This is a genomic window from Peterkaempfera podocarpi, assembly GCF_042466665.1.
GTDB classification, from domain to species: Bacteria; Actinomycetota; Actinomycetes; order Streptomycetales; family Streptomycetaceae; genus Peterkaempfera; species Peterkaempfera podocarpi.
This window is the reverse complement of record NZ_CP162102.1, coordinates 8,635,296-8,651,032: the sequence shown is the minus strand read 5'-3', so window position 1 is coordinate 8,651,032 and position 15,737 is coordinate 8,635,296. Positions and strand designations below refer to the sequence as shown.

The 15,737-nt window shown below is 69.5% G+C and carries 16 protein-coding genes and 1 pseudogene; 11 read left to right on the top strand and 6 right to left on the bottom strand.

The features are described from left to right. Window positions 1–111 precede the first annotated feature (111 nt). From AB0761_RS37685 to AB0761_RS37665, 5 genes are all read left to right on the top strand, one after another. The gene (locus tag AB0761_RS37685) at window positions 112–1,167 is read left to right on the top strand and encodes a cytochrome P450 (protein ID WP_377273783.1); all 1,056 of its coding nucleotides are present in this window, start codon (window positions 112–114) and stop codon (window positions 1,165–1,167) included. 151 nt (window positions 1,168–1,318) lie between these two features. Continuing rightward, window positions 1,319–2,329: a JmjC domain-containing protein gene (locus AB0761_RS37680; protein WP_377273782.1), complete on the top strand. Its 1,011-nt coding sequence runs from the start codon at window positions 1,319–1,321 to the stop codon at window positions 2,327–2,329. Window positions 2,330–2,449: 120 nt separating this feature from the next. Then, complete coding sequence (locus AB0761_RS37675; RefSeq protein ID WP_377273781.1) at window positions 2,450–3,349, top strand: GNAT family N-acetyltransferase; 900 nt, start codon at window positions 2,450–2,452, stop codon at window positions 3,347–3,349. A gap of 493 nt (window positions 3,350–3,842) precedes the next feature. After that, window positions 3,843–4,007, top strand: a complete 165-nt coding sequence (locus AB0761_RS37670) for a hypothetical protein (RefSeq protein WP_377273780.1) — start codon at window positions 3,843–3,845, stop codon at window positions 4,005–4,007. Between the two features lie 414 nt (window positions 4,008–4,421). After that, the gene (locus tag AB0761_RS37665; protein WP_377273779.1) at window positions 4,422–4,928 is read left to right on the top strand and encodes a hypothetical protein; all 507 of its coding nucleotides are present in this window, start codon (window positions 4,422–4,424) and stop codon (window positions 4,926–4,928) included. 8 nt (window positions 4,929–4,936) lie between these two features. Here the strand turns inward: AB0761_RS37665 and AB0761_RS37660 are convergent, their stop codons facing one another. From AB0761_RS37660 to AB0761_RS37650, 3 genes are all read right to left on the bottom strand, one after another. After that, window positions 4,937–5,467, bottom strand: a complete 531-nt coding sequence (locus AB0761_RS37660; RefSeq protein ID WP_377273778.1) for a hypothetical protein — start codon at window positions 5,465–5,467, stop codon at window positions 4,937–4,939. Next, entirely contained in the window at window positions 5,464–5,853 is a 390-nt protein-coding gene (locus AB0761_RS37655) for a MarR family winged helix-turn-helix transcriptional regulator (protein WP_377273777.1), read from the bottom strand. Before AB0761_RS37655 ends, AB0761_RS37660 begins: the two co-directional genes overlap by 4 nt. Before the next feature lie 278 nt (window positions 5,854–6,131). Beyond that, window positions 6,132–6,368, bottom strand: coding sequence for a hypothetical protein (locus AB0761_RS37650; RefSeq protein WP_377273776.1), 237 nt, complete (start codon window positions 6,366–6,368; stop codon window positions 6,132–6,134). A gap of 505 nt (window positions 6,369–6,873) precedes the next feature. On the opposite strand from AB0761_RS37650, the gene AB0761_RS37645 reads away from it, so the two are divergent. Together AB0761_RS37645 and AB0761_RS37640 are read left to right on the top strand one after the other, a co-directional pair. After that, window positions 6,874–8,334, top strand: coding sequence for an MFS transporter (locus tag AB0761_RS37645; protein ID WP_377273775.1), 1,461 nt, complete (start codon window positions 6,874–6,876; stop codon window positions 8,332–8,334). A gap of 379 nt (window positions 8,335–8,713) precedes the next feature. Next, window positions 8,714–9,547: a PIG-L family deacetylase gene (locus AB0761_RS37640; RefSeq protein ID WP_377273774.1), complete on the top strand. Its 834-nt coding sequence runs from the start codon at window positions 8,714–8,716 to the stop codon at window positions 9,545–9,547. Window positions 9,548–9,650: 103 nt separating this feature from the next. Here AB0761_RS37640 and AB0761_RS37635 read toward each other — a convergent pair. Beyond that, a pseudogene (locus AB0761_RS37635) lies at window positions 9,651–9,830 on the bottom strand (hypothetical protein); the annotation flags it as partial. Window positions 9,831–9,931: 101 nt separating this feature from the next. Here AB0761_RS37635 and AB0761_RS37630 point away from each other — a divergent pair. The 3 genes from AB0761_RS37630 (at window position 9,932) to AB0761_RS37620 (ending at window position 12,785) form a co-directional block, all read left to right on the top strand. Then, window positions 9,932–11,209, top strand: coding sequence for a hypothetical protein (locus AB0761_RS37630; RefSeq protein WP_377273773.1), 1,278 nt, complete (start codon window positions 9,932–9,934; stop codon window positions 11,207–11,209). A gap of 134 nt (window positions 11,210–11,343) precedes the next feature. Beyond that, entirely contained in the window at window positions 11,344–12,477 is a 1,134-nt protein-coding gene (locus AB0761_RS37625; RefSeq protein WP_377273772.1) for a hypothetical protein, read from the top strand. After that, window positions 12,474–12,785, top strand: coding sequence for a hypothetical protein (locus tag AB0761_RS37620; RefSeq protein WP_377273771.1), 312 nt, complete (start codon window positions 12,474–12,476; stop codon window positions 12,783–12,785). Before AB0761_RS37625 ends, AB0761_RS37620 begins: the two co-directional genes overlap by 4 nt. A gap of 673 nt (window positions 12,786–13,458) precedes the next feature. On the opposite strand, the gene AB0761_RS37615 is transcribed toward AB0761_RS37620, so the two are convergent. Next, window positions 13,459–13,842, bottom strand: a complete 384-nt coding sequence (locus tag AB0761_RS37615; protein WP_377273770.1) for a winged helix-turn-helix transcriptional regulator — start codon at window positions 13,840–13,842, stop codon at window positions 13,459–13,461. 94 nt (window positions 13,843–13,936) lie between these two features. On the opposite strand from AB0761_RS37615, the gene AB0761_RS37610 reads away from it, so the two are divergent. After that, window positions 13,937–14,581 (top strand): NADPH-dependent F420 reductase, encoded by a 645-nt coding sequence (locus AB0761_RS37610; RefSeq protein ID WP_377273769.1) that lies wholly within the window; start codon window positions 13,937–13,939, stop codon window positions 14,579–14,581. Between the two features lie 410 nt (window positions 14,582–14,991). Here the strand turns inward: AB0761_RS37610 and AB0761_RS37605 are convergent, their stop codons facing one another. Then, window positions 14,992–15,651, bottom strand: coding sequence for an MSMEG_1061 family FMN-dependent PPOX-type flavoprotein (locus AB0761_RS37605; RefSeq protein WP_377273768.1), 660 nt, complete (start codon window positions 15,649–15,651; stop codon window positions 14,992–14,994). Between the last annotated feature and the right edge of the window lie 86 nt (window positions 15,652–15,737).

Below are 15,737 nucleotides of genomic sequence, written 5' to 3'. Positions count from 1 at the left end.
CGTCGCAGGCCGGGCCGCAAAGCGGCGGTCCTGCCCGTTCAACGCCCAGAATTCTCCGCCTGCCGCGTGGGGAACGCATGCCATCGCCACTCCAATGGAGGCGGATTTCTCGTGGAAGAACCGGCGCCCACAAAAATACGCGACCATTCCGTCGTATTCGCCCCGCGGATCCAGGCCCTGCTGGCCAGAGAAGAGAGAGTCTTTCGGATCGACGCGACCACGATCGGCGTCTCCGACTTCCCCCTGATCTCCGACATCGTCGCCGCGCGCCCTGTGCTGCCATCGGAGCGTTCGGTCTACAAGCCCGCCGCAGGAGCGGACGTCCACCACGACAGCGCGACACAGACGATCCGCGCGCTGGGGCAGGACGTCATGGCGGGCATCGGGACTCCCCCGCCCCCGGCGCGCGGGCTGTCCGGTGCCTGGCCCGACGCCGCCACCTCCTACCTGCGTGCGTGGCTGTTCTCGTCCGACCCCCTCCCGGTCTCCTTGTTGTCGAAACGCGGCGTCACCCGCTCCGACACGCTCTCCCGGATCGTCGACCGGGCCGTCACCCTCTGGCCCGGATCCGACGTCCAGGGCGGGGGCACCGCGCTCGCCGAGCAGATCCGCGGCGCTTCCGACACCCAGGGCCGCAGGCAGGCCATCGCGTTGTACCGGCGGGCGACGGCGACTCTCTGCGACGGCGTGGCCGCACTCGCCGCCAACGCCCTGTGGCTCATGGGACCGGCCTGTCCGCAGAGGCGACCTCGAGCCGACCTCACCGCAGTCCTGTGGGAGACGCTGCGGCTGCTCCCGCCTGCGTGGATGCTGTTCCGCAAAGGCGGGGAGGAGTACACCGGACTCCACCCGGAGATCCGCCCCGAGGACAACCTCGCGCTTCTCCCGCTCCTCATGCACCGTGACCCGAGATACTGGTCCGAGCCGCTGGAGTTCCGACCCGAGCGGTGGGCCGGCGTGGCGGACCCGGAGAAGACGCCCGCGTTCATGCCGTTCGGGTTCGACGGTGCCCGCTGCTGGGCCAAGCACCTGGTCGTGCCCCTGGCCGAGAGTCTGCTGGACGTCGCCTTCGACAACCGGCTCGCCATTCGCGGCTCGCGGCAGGAGACGCACATCCCCCTGCGCTCCCTGCTCTCCGTACGGTTCGAAGCGGGAGCCGGAGCATGACCAGGCACCACGCTCCCTCTCCCGCCGCTGTCCACGAACGCGGCGCGACCCCCACGCACGACCCCTCCCGTGCGCAACCCGCCCACGCCCCGTTCCGGGCGGACCCCCTCGGCCACACGCACTGAACACCCTGACACCACGGGAAAGCACCATGGAATCACCCACGCTGGCCGACTGGGTCGGCGACGTCGAGAGCTTCGCCGCAACGCAGTGGCAGCGCAAGCCCGCGGTCTTCGCACCGGAGAGGTTCACCTCGCCGTTCGACCTCGAGGGGTTGGACGCCGCCTTCGACCAAGGGCTGCTGCGCACCCCCTATCTGGAGATGGTCCGCTCCAACAAGGTCATCGTCCCGCCCGAGGCCTACACCACGTCCCGCATGGTCAACGGCACGGCGCACCATGGCTTCGCCCATCGCGCGAAGGTCGTCTCGCTCCTGCGCGGCGGAGCGACGCTGCTCCTGCGGTGCGTCGACCAGTGGCACGCCCCGACGAGCGAACTGGTGGCGCGGTTGGGCGAGGAGATCGGCCGGCACGTCGAGGCGTTCTTCTTCGTCACACCCGCCGGCGGTCAAGGTCTCGCGGTGCACCGCGACGACGCCGACGTGTTCGTCCTCCAGGTGGCCGGACGGAAGACCTGGTACGTCCACGACGCACCGGCGGTGGCGGACTGGTCGCCGGGTGAACTCCCGGACGACGAACACTCCCGGCGGCTCCTGCACAGCGTCCTGGAGCCCGGCAGTGTGCTGTACGTCCCCCGGGGCTTCGCGCACCGCGCGGTGGGTACCGCCGGACTGTCCGCCCACCTGTCACTGACCATCCGCGACATCTCTCTGCAGGATCTGCGGACGGCCCTGGAGCAGCGGTTGTCCGAAGGGCTCGACCTGCCGGCGCGCCCGCTGGGCGAGAGCGCGATCTCCGAGGCCTGTGCCACGCTGCTCAGCCACGTCCGGGCGCAGCTGGAGACGATCGGGGCGGAGGACCTGCGGCTGGCCGCCCGAGCCGGGAAGGCGCAACGGTCGGCCCGGGCGATGCGGGCCGAAGCGACGTTCGCCGAGGCGGCCCAGGACTGGGAGACCGGTGGACCCGGCTCCGGGAGCGCGGGGCCGGCGTCCGTGGGCTACAGGTGGCGCAGGCTGCGCGACGCGGCACGCGCTGTCCACTGACGTGCCGTCACATGACGTTCCGGGGCGCCGGCGCCGCTGCATCCGGGGCGACTCCGTCCCTTGTCCGCGAAGGCGGGCAGCCTTGCCCCCGTCCCGCCACCCACTGTGCATGGAGACGCCATGTCCTCCCGCATCATCGCTCTGATCGACCCCGACGTCAGTGCCTCCAGCCACCGCCTGGCCTGGCTCGCGTGCGACACCACCGGCGCTCCTGTCGGGTCGGCCTTCCTGCGCGTGTTCACCCGGGCGGGGCAGGACCACCTCGCGGGGCTGGAACTGCATGTGCGTCCCGACGAGTCGCTCGATGACACGGGTGTGCGTCTCCTGGATGCGGCGGTGGCCGCCGCGCACGGACACGGCCGCCGACGCGTCATCGCGCATGTGGAGGCCGGTTCCCCCGCCGAAAGGGTTCTGGCAGCCCGTGGCTTTCACACGGTCCTGACTCTGACCTCGGCTCGGCTGTCGCTGGCCGATACGGACCTCGCGGCGGTGACCGGGATCGTCGAGGAGCCGCACCCCGGCTACCGGCTCGTGTCCTGGGAGGGCATGGTCCCGGACGAACTCGCCGACACCTTTGTCGCGTCCCGCCGTGCCATGAACGACACGCCGTCCGGCGGTGCCGACTTCCATGCCGTGCCCTGGGACCTGGAGCGCGTTCGGGCCGCCGTGGCGGCGGTCGAGTCAGGGGGCGACGTCCTGCACACCGTCGTCGCCGTCAGCGAGTCGGACGGGGCAGTCGCCGGGTTCACCGAACTGGCCGTTCCCGGCGACGGCGAGCGCAACGCCCGGCACTACGGCACTGCGGTCCTGCCCGAGCACCGCGGGCATGGCCTGGGATTGTGGATGAAGGCCGCGTCCGTCCGGCACGCCCGGATGCGGTATCCGCTCCTCGACGGCCTGCTCACGGACACCGCTGACGCCAACCCCCACATCAGGCGGATCAACGACGCGCTCGGCTACCTGCCCACGCACACCAGCCACCAGTACCAGTACGACCTGGAGGGCGTGCCGTCCAGGTGACCCGGGGCTGAAGCCCGGGGCCGCGGGTGGGGCGCGAGGTCTGTCGCGTGGCCTCCCACATCGGAACCACCTCTGCACGACCCCGCGGCATCCGGACGGCCGATAAGCCGGTGAGCGGCGTGGGACTGGCAGCGCCGGGATCCCCACCGCCGAACGCGGCAAGGGCTCTGGTCGTCGCGGGGTTTCCCGCCAGGCCGTGCTGGCGGGAAACCCCGACGGAACGCTCATCCGACTCTCTCACCGCTGTATTCGACATGGACCTTGCACAGGCCGCACGGCACCACCGGGATCACCACGAGAAGGTGGTCCCGAGAACTCGTTCATGCCGTTCAACAGCGGTTCTCAGCCTCCTCCTTGACCGCACACCGGCGGCCCACCTTCACGAGCGCGGCACGCACGTCCCGGTCCGGGCCACCCGTACCGCCGAGGACGACCGTTCCACCGAGGCCCAGTGAGGTGATCGTGGCATCCCCTTGCGCTGGTCGGCGGTGAGGTGCTGATCAGCCGACTGGCCCTCGACCGGTCCGGATGCGCCATGCCGCTGTTCGACACGGGCGACGTGCAGGCCGGCCTGGCCTCAGCCGTCAAAGCGTTCAAGACGTCCAAGGCCTTCACAGCGGGACTGCCTCGCCCCGCAGTCGGCTTCCAGCGCCACTGACACTCCGCGTCCGGGCGAATTCCCCGGTTGCAGCGTCCGGTGCAGCGTCGAGATGTGCGGGGGGTCGCCCCGGGAGCCTGTCCTCCCGGGGCGCCATCGCGGCAGCTCTTTCCAAGGGCTCGGGGAATTCCTTGGACGCGCCCACCGCGACCTGCACCTGCAGCCTGCCCGCAATCGGCCCGGCCCCTGCGGGCAATACGTTGGACTCACCCGGACAGCTCACGACCGCCACCCGCCTGAACGCGCGGGACCCGGAGAGCTTTCCTGGCGACGGTGGCCTGCGCCTGACCACTGCGCGCTGCCCTGCAGGCGGGATTCATCTCTGCACGAATCTGCGCCGACGAGGCGATGGCCCCTCACGAGCTCAAGCAAGGTGACCTGGTCCAAGCCGAAAGGTAATGTGTGCAACTTTCCATGATCGGGGCGGTCCGGCGGCCTGTGGTGTCCCGCTCGGGCGGCAGCCACTCCGCGGTGCACCTCCTCAAGAGCCTGATCGCCGCCCTGGCCGCGTGGGGCCTCACCGCCAGCTGGCTGCCCGGCCAGGATCAGTACCTGGCCGTGGCCGGCGCCCTGCTGATGGTGAACTCCTCCACTGCCTACCGCTCGGTGAACCGGGCCCTGCACAGCACTCTCACCCGGATCGCCGGGACCTCACTGGCCCTCTCGGTCGCCTGGCTGCTCGGCTCGGCCGTCGGAACGGTCGCCGCCGTCCTGGCGATCACCCTGGTCACCGCGGGCCGCCGGGACTCCGACGACCGCCTGCAGATCGCCTTCAGCGCGATGCTCACCCTCGCCGCGGCCTCCGCGGCGCCGGTCGACCACGTGATCCTGCCGGCGATCGGCAGGGCCGTTGCCGACCCTGCAGGCGAGCTTCAGCCCCCGCAGGTCGGACGGACCGGCCGACAGAGCGGATGCGTTTGAGTCCCGTCTCACCTGTCGGCTTGCTGCCAGGGGAACGGAGCGAGGTCCGGTTCGACCCAGCCGGTCCTGGCCGGGCCGCTTGCCAGCGTCGAGGACCGGTAGAAGCCGGTGAGCAGCTTCTTGTCGAACAGCGCAGGGTTTTGGTCGGCGAAGGCCTCGAAGTCGACGGTGTCCGACTGCTCGGCGTGGTGGCCCACCAGTTCGACCCAGGCCCGACTGACGGTGGCGTTGTACTTCTGCGGGGCGCCCGCGTAGCGGGCGGTGCGCTGGATGCCGTCGCTGACCAGGTCGACCGCCGCACTGGTGCCGTAGCGCCGGACGGCCAGCCAGGTCAGCTGGACGTGCTGGCGGTGCCCGAACCGCTCGGCGTTCGCCATCACCTCCCCCATCAGCTGAGCGAATGGCGAGGACTCCTCGGTCGCGCCGTGGCCTGCGTGCAGATGCCGCCGAAGGCGCTTGGCTGGGGCGGTCAGCCTCTTGAGCAGCCCGTGGAGATGTGCGGCGTGGCCGGAGTGCGGTTCGTGGTCTTCTGTGGTCATGGCCCCTCCTTGACCAGCGCGTCCAGAACGGCATAGAAGCCGGCGACCGCTTCGGCGGGCAGGCCGGCCAGCGTGCGGGTTTCCATGGTGGTCAGGGTCTGGGTGATGACGGCGGCCGCTGCGCGCCCGGAGTCGGTGAGTTCGATGAGTACCGAGCGGCGGTCGCCGGCGCGCGTGCCGCGGGTGATGTGGCCGCGGCGTTCCAGCCGGTCCAGCACGCTGGTCAGCGTCGTGGGGCGGGCGCCGACCGCGGCCCCCAACTGGGAGACGGTGCGGCCCTGGCCGTCGGCGAGGTTGGCCAGTGCGTTGATCTCGGAGACGGTCAGGTCGAGGTCGACGAGTTCAGTGGCGATCAGGTGCAAGGTGGCGTGGGTCGCGCGTTGCAAGGCCAGCAGCGCAGACCTGCCCGGTGATACGGATTCTGACTTCACGATATCGGATATTACGATATCGGAGTAAGTGGTTGCAAGGTGCTCACGGTGCCGCGCAGCACCTGGGTCAGCGGCAGCAATGAGCCACTGGCCGGCTGCGGGAGGAGCGCTGATCGGCAAGGAACAGAGCGGGGGCCGAGAAACGGAACCGAGCGGCGGTCCTCACCCCGGGTCGACGCGGGGGGGTGGGCACGACTGCAGGCGGCGCAGCACGCCGAGGATGGGGGCTCGGGTCAGTGCTGGCCGAGGCCGCGGCTGTCGAAGTATTCGATCAGTGCGACCTCATTCCGGAGCAACCGGTCGCGGTCATCGGCGGGTAGCGAGGCGAGGGCGTCGACCAGGACGCGCTTGCGAGGAACGTAGACCATGTTGCCCGAGTAGATCCGGCACGCCGAACACCAGGCAAACCCGATGCAGCGCTCGAAGCTGGAGGACTCGGGCGGATAGAAGCGGTACTGGTAGGAGCGCACAGGCTCGTGGCACACGAGGCAGATCCAGCGGTCACCGTCGCGGACGGACCAGCCATTTCCCACCTTGCGCCATGACTTCCGGCCAGCCGGTGCTCTTCACGTTGCCACACGCTCATTCTGCCTTGGGGCGGCGCTCATGGACAACCGATTGCTCTGGCTGTCCATGAGGCGGGTACAGCAGCCACAGCCGTTCGTGATCGCGGTTCCGGTGACGCTCCGTGGCTCTGGCACGGAAAGTGATCCAGAACCTCGATTCACCCGTCGCCGACAAAGCTGCTGTTCCAGCCGGCAAGGCACCGCCCCAACGTTCCTGTGAGCCCGTCCGGACGGTTCGAGCGGGAGATGAACAGCCGCCTCGACAGGCATCCCAAGCCGCGGCGTGAGAGCCGTGGGCTCCAGGCGGGACATCACCCGAGCCACGGTGAAGATGCCGTCGCCCAACGGGGGCTGTTGTGCGAGAACTTCGCTGACACAAGATGTCAGCGGACTTCCGGATAGTGGTGCCATGATCCTCAGCCACCACTCCCGCCGCACCGAGCGGCTGTTTGTGTCCGCTGCGTTTGCCACCGCTCTCGGCAATAACGTCCAGCTCATCGTCGCCGCGTTGCTCATGATCAGGGAGCAGCGGACCATGTTGGCCGTGGGCTGGCTGTTCATCGCGGTCGCCGGGCCCCAGGCGCTGCTGTCGCCGTACTCCGGCCGGCTCGCCGACCGCTTCGACCGGCGGGCCCTGTGGATCGGCTGCGATGTCACCAGCGCGGCGCTGGCCCTCGGACTGCCGCTGTGGCTGGCCTGTGGTGGTGCCCCGGGATCCGGGATCTACGGCGCCAATCTGGCGCTCGCCGTGGTCGGTGCACTGTTTTTTCCCGCCAGCTCCGCGCTGATCAAGGAACGGATTCAGGCGGAGCGGCTGGGGCGGTTCAATGCCCGCTACGAGATGGGAACCCAGGCGGGGATGCTGCTGTCGGCGACTATCGGCGGGCTGTGCGTCCAGGCGTTCGGTGCCGTGCCGCTGCTGGTGTTCAATGCCGGGACTTTCCTGGTCTCGGCGCTCTGCGTCGCTGCCGTGGGGCGTCGCCCGGGCGGGGTGCCGACAGTCACCGTCGCCGGGGAACAGGCGCCGGCCCGGGCGGTTGTGCGCGGGCCGCTGCGGATGCGCAGCTTCATCCTGCTCTACGCTCAGGGGAGTGTGGTCGTCACGGTCTTCAACGCCCTGCTGCCCACCGCCGTGATCGGTGAACTTCACCTGGGTGCCGCGACGTTCGGTGCCGTGGACGCCCTCGGGTGTCTCGGTTTCCTCGTATCCACCGGTGCCTACCGGATCGTCAGCAGACGCCGTCCAGACCTCCGGATCGCCGTCGCAGGCTTTCTGCTCTGCAGTGTCGGCCTGGTGTTGCAGAGTCAGTTCGGGATCGCCGGATATGTCGTCGGGGTGCCCGTGGGTGCGTTCTTCTTCGGGCAAGCCCGGATCGCCTCCCGCACCATGCTGATGGCCTCGGCCGACGATGCCTCGGTGGGCAGGGCCTTCGGGCTCGCAAATGGTGGCGGGCTGGCGGCTACGGTCGGGGTGATGTTCCTTGTCGCGACGGTCACCGACCACAGTGACACGCGCTACGGCTTTGGGGTCCTCGCCGCTCTCGCGCTGCTGGCGACCCTGTCCGCCGGACTGCTGCTGAGGTCGCCGGTCCCCGCCCGGCCCGATGTCCCCACCGGCAGGCGCCGCTCGAGCACGGCCGCCGCCGTCTCCACGATCCTGCAGCGCAGCCCCTCGGGAGCCGGCAGCTCGATGTCCCATGCCGGTGACAGCAGCATGGGCACCGCCAGGCCGACCGATTCCAGCGGTACCGCCGGTGACACCCGCCCGTCGCCGTCCGGCGGACCTGTCGAGCCTTCGAGGACCCGCGCCGCGTCCAGGCGGTCAGGCGGTACGGCGAGCAGTGCCGGAGAGACTCGGACGGAGGCCTGAAGCCGCAACCTGCGGCGACGTAGGCAGTGAGGTGGCCCCGTCAGTGGGCGGTCAGGCCGAACCCGTCGGGGCGCTCGAAGCCGCCCTCCCCGACGTCCGGTGTTCCTCGGGCACGGAACGGGTGGCTGGGCGGGGTCTCCCAATGGCGGCCCCGCTCGGCCTGCAGGGCTCAGGGTCCTTCGCCGTATCACCGCGGAACAACGCAGATGGGAGGGAGAGTAGCGTGCGGGTCACCTTGTGCAGTGTGGATAGGATCGGCTGGGCATGCTCTACCAGTCGAGGACCGCCCCACTGCTTACCGGCGACGATGGCTGTTCGAGCGGCGCACTGCCCGTGTGCCGCAGATTCGGTTCGGCACTTTTTGCATCGGAGGACTGAGATGGACCACCGGCCCTTGACGCTGATGGCGGTGCACGCCCATCCCGACGACGAGGCCACGGGAACAGGAGGTGTCCTCGCGCGCTATGCGCGGGAGGGCATGCGCACGGTTCTCGTCACGTGTACCGACGGCGGTTGCGGGGACGGGGCGGGGGGTGTCAAGCCTGGCGAGCCGGGGCACGATCCGCAGGCCGTGGCCGCGATGCGGCTTCAAGAACTCAAAGCGAGCTGCGAAGTCTTGAAGGTCAGCCACCTGGAGATGTTGGGTTACGCCGACTCCGGGATGATGGGCTGGCCGGCCAACGACGCCCCCGGGTCCTTCTGGCACACGCCTGTGGAGGAGGGCGCAGCCCGTCTCGCCGAGCTCCTGCGGCGCTACGAGCCCGATGTGGTCGTGACCTACGACGAGAACGGGTTCTACGGCCACCCCGACCACATCCAGGCGAACCGCATCACGATGGCGGCGCTGGCGATGACCGAGATGACGCCGAAGGTGTACTGGACGACGGCACCGCGCTCGATGATGCAGCGGTTCGGGGAGGTCATGCGCGAGTTCGGCGCGGACTGGGAGGAGCCGGATCCGGCCGAGGCCGCCGCGATCCCCGCAATCGGACTCCCGGACGAGGAAATCACCACCTGGGTGGACACCACCGAGTTCGGCGGTCAGAAGTTCGACGCCCTGGCCGCGCACGCCAGCCAGGGCGAGAACATCTTCTTCCTGAGGATGGGCAGGGAGAGGTTCACGCAACTGATGGGCGTGGAGACCTTCGTCCGGGTCCGGGACACCACCGGCGCGGCCGTGCCCGAGAACGACCTCTTCGCCGGGCTGCGCTGACAGCCCCTGGTACCTGCCGAAGTGATCAGCCGGCCGGCCCGACGCAGACGCTCTGGTTGAACATGTCGGCGGTGAAGTCGAGGGCTAAATGCGGGGCAGCTCACGGCGGGCGAAGCGCCGTCATCTGCTCCAGGCGCGACACGGCCGTGCTGCCGCGCGGGGTGATGCCACGCTGGGCGTAGACCTCGAGGACGCGGGCAATGTCGGCCGGCTCCATCGCCGCCGCACCAGAACAGGACCGCTCATCGTGGGCATCCCAGGACAGGATCGCAAGCTGCACGCACTACCGCTGGCCAGGGGCGCGTACCCTCCGGGCACCACCCGACAGGGGGTATGTCCAGCCGCATGGGCCCCCGCCTCGTTCGACTCTGCCAGACTGCCCGCATGCCGAAGAGCCGAGGCCGCCGGAAGCCCAGCGGCGCCAAGAAGCCGGTGCGTCGTGCTCCGGGTCCGCAGCGTCTGTCGGACCGTGTGCTGCCTGAGGCCCGCGCCCTGCACGTAAGCACGGGCGACGTGCTGCAGGCGGAGGTGTGGGCAAGCGGCGTCCTGGGCGCGGCCTGGTCTGCCGCCGGCATGACGGAACGTGAGCCGGAAGAGACGCTCTGCCTGGAGGTGGCGGGTCGGGCCTCGACGAGGCCCTCGGCGTCCGGTCTTGCCGCGGTGGCCGCCCTTGAGCGGGTCACCCCAGGGAGGAGCCGGTCGATGCTCCGCGGCACGGTGGAGATCCTCGCCGAATCACAGCCGTTGCCTACCTGGTTCGGGGAACCGGAGCACCGCGCGGTGCGTGCCTGGTGCGCGGTGGATGTGTGGGACAGCGAGCGGGTGCTGTTCATCGCGTACGACGGCCCGGTCCCGCACACCCTGATGGTGCAGGTCGACGAGGTCGGCGGCACCCTACTCGGGAAGCTGGCGCTGCTGGCTCCCAATGCCGCGCTCGCCTGGGAGGACATGCACGAGCCCGATGCGGTCCCGATGCCACTGACCGAGCAGCCGGTGGAGGACACTCTCTCGGATCTCGCAGCCGGGCTGCGGGTGACCGACATGACCTGGCCCCGACAGGACGACCCGGACTTCATCGAGTTGCGGGCGCTGGCCTGGGCCCGCAGCCGGGACCACCTGCCCGACTGGCCTGACCACCAGCCGCTGGACACCGGCGAGCGTGAGCGGTTGCTCGACTCCTTCACGGCATCCGGGGTCCGGGCCACCGAGCAGGGCGACACGGACGTCCTCAGGTCACTGGGCGAGTTGTTCCTCGATTACGGGGAGAACTACCTCAGCCGCGGCCCGCTCGCCTGGAGTCCGAGCCAGGTCGCGATCTTCCTCGGTGACTGGCTGCCCCGCAAGGCCGTACTCGACCGCGACCAACGCCGACTGCTGCCAGACGCCCTGGAACAGTGGGTCCGGTTCGCCCTCACCGAACGCGGCGTGGCACCGAAGTGGATCACCCCTGTCGCCGCGGCGGTCAAAACCCACATGCCCGGCTTCCGGGCTGCCTTCGACGACAGCTCGGCATGGGGGCCTGCCAAGCAGGCGGCCGCCGCCCTCACCGCGCGCGGTGTCGATCCCCGTGACCGCAACGCCGTTGACGCGGCCCTGCGCGCACTGAACGCCGAGCAACTGGCCCACCGCCTCAGCACGCCCCTCGACAGCCAAGACACCTGACCGGCACACCGGCCACCCCTGGCACCGACACCCGCACCGGACACAACGACAGGCGAGCTGTGGAAACCGACGGAGTAACTGCGCCACACATCGGACAACTCGTCGCCCGCGCCGGCGACCTCAAGGGAGAGCTCGTGGCCTTCGCGCAGAGCTCGCGTTTCTCCCGAAGACTCGAGGCACGACTGGATGACGCCGCCGACGAGCACGGTTTCCTCGACGAGCAGACGTTCATCGCCGTCGTCGACCACTTCACGCTGGAGCATCGGCTGCCGGACGGGTCCACCGTCGTGGAACGCTTCGTTGCCGAACGCCGACCCGCACTGTCCGAGGACGAGCGCGCGATGGTGCTCGGCTGGCGTGACGTCGTCGAAGGGATCTTCGAGGTCCACGGCTGGGACAACGACGCCGTCGTCCTGCACAACCTGCTCGACGACCTGACCTACCCGACCCACTCGAACATGGGGCGCCGCGCGCTGCGCAAGCTGCGCACCGGGATGTTCGTCGTGGCCAGACTCGTCCCCGTCCATCCGGCCACCGACGCCTGGCTTATCAGCGGCAACCTGGCCACCTACCGCCCCTCCGCGGGCCCCGAGCTCGCCCAAGCCGCCCTCGAAACCCTGACCGCCCACCCACGCCTGCTGCGCCGCAACCCCGAGCTGGTACGGCTCGCTCATGAGATGCAGGCCGAGGCACGCGCCGATTTCGTCGAACTCTTCGGCACCGACCTCCTCGTCCTGGAGCCCCAGGAGGCCCAGGCGCGGCTGTACGAATACCACCGCCTCCGGCAGGAGAAAGTCGCCGCCGGGCTCCCACCGGACCGGACCGCCGATGCCGCGGCCCACGGCCCCACCCTCGACGAACTGAGTCAGCTACCCGCAGAACTCTGTGCGGCAGAGACGGTCGGCGTGCTCTACGACGCGGACGAAGGGCTCGCCTACTACGCCGACTTCGGGGCGCTCGACGAACTGTTCGCCGCTCCTGACAGGGCAGGTAACCGCGATCGTATGGCCCGGCTACGGAAGTACCTGGACGACGACTCCGTCTCCCCGGCGGTGATCCGCAGGCTCGCCGAGCGGCATCCCGAGGGCGCCGATGCCGTCTTCCGCAAGCTGCTGCGCAAGCCGTCGTTCACCTGGAGCAGCCACGGCGAGGCGCTTCTCCAGCGCCGGAAGAAGGCTCATTTCCAGCAGGAGCCCTGGCCGAGCATCAGCCCGGTCGGCAGTCGCCTCGCCCAACTCCTGCGTACCGGGCGGCGGCAACGCCCATGAAGAGACCCACTTCCGCCGAACTCGACGCGCTGGTCGCAGAAGCTACGGTGGACGCCTACGGCGAGCACGAACAACTCGACGCCTTCCACACGGTGATCGCCGACTGCCTGGCTCTGCCGTTCGACACCACCGTCCTGGGCATCACCGTGAGCGTCATCGCCGTCGACCTGCGACCGGGCAGCGGCATCGTTGCTGTGTGCCGCAGTGGCCGGCACCGCCAAGCCGTCGGCATTCTCGACCTGCCGACTCCCTCGCCGCTTCCCGAAGGATGGCAATGGGTGGAGGCATACCGGTACTGGACAGCTTGACGGCCACCACCGCAGCCCTGCTCTTGCCGAATACCTCATCCATGCGCGCCTGGCCGAGGTCGATGGAGTCGCCGATATCACGCGACGCCGGTTGGCGCGGCATCGTGATGGAATCGACGCGCGCTATCGCCGCGCGACGATTCCATGGCCCGACCGCCCCGTGGAAGGCGCTCGATGGTGCGCATGGCGTGTTCCCCGGCGCCTTGAGATCGAGGCTGCAGGGCAACGAGACCTGGACTGGCCCTTGGGATGGGAATGATGCCGTTCCCCCGGCCCGCTTCCGTGGAGGTCGTCACTTGACAATACGTGCTGATCAGAACCCGACCAGGCTGACGTAGTTCAGAGAAGCTCGCCTGCGGTGTCCGATGCACTGGCCCGACCCCGCGCAACGGGCCCGCATCGTGGAGATCCGCGACAACCTCCTCGCCCAGATCGACCGTCGGTCACGCCGCGCTGTCGACCTCGGAATCCCATACCAGCGAACCCTCGCACCAGAACCAGCCCGGCAAGCGCGGTACGGCGAATGAAGAGATGGTCGACCCGCGGCACCACCGGGGAGACCGTCCAGGTCGTGTTGATGACGTCGGACGGTGAACGTGTGGCCGCCGATCATCAGTGCCTTGAACAGGACGCGATCACCGACCACAACGGAGACAGGGGCCTCCAGGACCTCTTATCCGAGCGCTGCTCGATTGCCGATGCCGGTGCTGTGGTGCTCTTGAGCAGCAAGGACCTGATCGGCGTGATCGATCGCCCACTGGCCGAGGGCAGCCAGCGGTCCGTCAGCGAGGCTGCCGCCCAACTCGGACAGCTCGTACGCCACGGAGCGGTCGGCTGACGTGGCGATCCGTACGATCAGGCCGTTGGCATGCAGACGGCGAAGCGTCTGGGTCAGGACCTTGTCGCTGACGCCTGCGATGCCACTCAGCAGGTCGATCCGGCGGCGCTTGCCCGCGCGCAGCGCCATCAACACCACCGGGTCCCAGGTGTGAGCGATCAAGTCGGCGGCCAGGCGTACCGCGCAGTCCGCGACGAAGGGTGGGCAGTGGTTGTTCACGCGTCCCTTCCTACCGGATCCGGGCCTACCGATTGGTAGGCCCGAGGTCCCTACCGTAGCGAGGCATCAGGCCTTCAAGGAATGGGAGCGCAACGTGCGTATCGGAATTCTGGGCACCGGAGTGATGGCCTCGGCCCTGGCGGAGGCGTGGACGCAACATGGACATCACGTCCTCGTCGGAGGCCGTTCACAGGACAATGCTCGGGCGATCGCCGAGCGGCTCGGCGACGCGGTCGAGGCGGTCGGCCCCGTGCAGGTGGCGAGGGCGAGCGATGTCGTGGTCGTGGCAGTGGCGTGGGAGGGGCTCGACCAGGCACTCGCACTCGCCGAGGCCGACAAGGGGTCGCTGGCGGGCAAAGCCGTGATCGACTGCACCAACGCGGTGGACTACGCCTCTGGTCTGCTCAAGCCGCCCACCAGGTCGGCGGTACAGCACATAGCCGAGCGAGCCATAGGCAGCCGCGTGGTCAAGGCGCTGCACCTGTTCGCAGGGACGAGCTGGTTGGCGCCGACGCCGGCGGGGCAACCGAAGCGAACCGTGGCGATGTGCGGCGACGACGACGCGGCGCTCGACATCGCCGCCGCGCTGATCCGCGACCTCGGTGGCGTGCCCGCCGTGATCGGCGGGCTGGAGCACGCCCGGCAGCTTGAGGACGTGGCGGGATTCGTCATGCGGCTGGTCGCCGCGGGCCACAACCCCGTCACGGCCGTGCCCGTCGTCGACCGAACACACGACTGACTACGTCGCTCATCTCATGCGCTGCGAGGCGACCCGCACGCACGTCCGGGCAGCACCCAGCTGAGGCCATGCAGTGCCGTCACGATCTCAGACGGACTGTGGGCCGGATCAGGCCCTTCATCCCCATCCGGATGCCTCGCCGGCGTCATCCCGGCTGAAAGCCGATCCCGAGCCGTGTGGCCCTGAACGAGATCTTGCACGCACACCCGCCATGACGGCAGGGCAGGCACGGGTCCCGGTGGTGACCGAATGTCACATCGCAGTCACCATCGGGACCTGTGTCCGCGTCGCTGCCGGCGCTCCCCCCGCCCATCTGCGGGAGCTCTTACGGGCTGTCCCGCGATTGATCTCGGGGCGTGCTGGTCCGGGGGTTCGGCCGGCCGGCGGTTCAGGAATCGCAGGTCGGCCTGCTATTCGTACCGGTACTTCAGCGAGTCCGCCTCCGTCTGCTCGATGTCGGCGATCGTCAGCTCCGGCATCCGCAGCTGGGCCAGCGTCACCTCGGCCGAGGTCGGCTGGGCGTCCGCCGGCAGCCACTGCTCGGGCTTCCAGGCCCCGCTGCGCAGCAGCGACTTCGGGCAGTGCGGGTAGACCTCCTCGATCCCCAGCACCAGCGCGCTGGCCGGCGGCTTGCCTACGGCGGTCAGCTGCGACAGCAGCTCCGGACGGGTGGAGACGACAGCCCGGCCGTTCACCCGCAGGGTGGTGGTGCGCCCGGGGATGACGAACAGCAGCCCGGCCCGTCCGGTGGCGACGACGTTCTGCAGGGTGTCCAGGCGCTTGTTGCCGGTCGCGTCCGGAATCGCCACCGTCCGTGCGTCCAGGACGGCGACGAACCCGGCGGGGCCACCGCGCGGCGAGACGTCACAGTTGCCCTCGGCGTCCGCGCTGGCGATCAGGACCAGCGATGAGCAGCCGATCAACCGCCGGGTCTGCTCGGTGAGTTCGGTCATCTGCTTGCGCACGGCCGCGTCGCCGGGGAGTTCGTAGACCCGACGCAGCGCCTCCTGGTCGGGTACGGCGTCGAGGCGGAGCGAGTCGAAGACACTGCTGGCAAGAGGCGTCGTCATGTCTCCGACCCTAATGGGCCGACCTGCGCATGATCTCGGCCGGTGGGTGTCGGGACATGGACACACCCGCGCGAGTTGTCTGGTAC